Source organism: Cupriavidus sp. KB_39, assembly GCF_052114485.1.
Taxonomy (GTDB): Bacteria; Pseudomonadota; Gammaproteobacteria; order Burkholderiales; family Burkholderiaceae; genus Cupriavidus.
In genome coordinates this window covers 1-360 of sequence record NZ_JBFREV010000261.1, presented here as the reverse complement: position 1 = coordinate 360, position 360 = coordinate 1, and the positions used below count along the sequence as shown (strand labels likewise).

The following is a 360-nucleotide window of genomic DNA, read 5'->3' as shown; positions in this document are numbered from 1 at the left end:
CATCGCCACCGGGTCGTGCACGCGCAGCGCGGCGCCGCGCGACACCAGYTCGCGCGCCAGCACCCGCGACGGSGCTTCCCGCATGTCATCGGTATTCGGCTTGAAGGCGAGGCCCCAGATTGCGAAGGTCTTGCCCGTCAGGTCTTCCCCAAAGCGCTTGATGACCTTGTTGGCCAAGACCTGCTTCTGGGCGTCGTTGACGGCCTCCACGGCTTCCAGCACCCGCATCGGCTTGCCGTACGAGGTGGCCGTGCGCATCAGCGCCTGCACGTCCTTCGGGAAGCACGAGCCGCCGTAGCCGGCGCCGGCGTACAGGAAGCTGTAGCCGATGCGCGGGTCCGAGCCGATGCCGAGTCGGAC

The 360-nt window shown here is 68.4% G+C and carries 1 protein-coding gene; it reads right to left on the bottom strand.

Going from position 1 to position 360, the window contains the following annotated elements; all coding sequences use genetic code 11:
• Window positions 1–360: UDP binding domain-containing protein (locus tag AB4Z27_RS29850; protein ID WP_441646092.1), on the bottom strand; the 360-nt coding region annotated here is incomplete at both ends.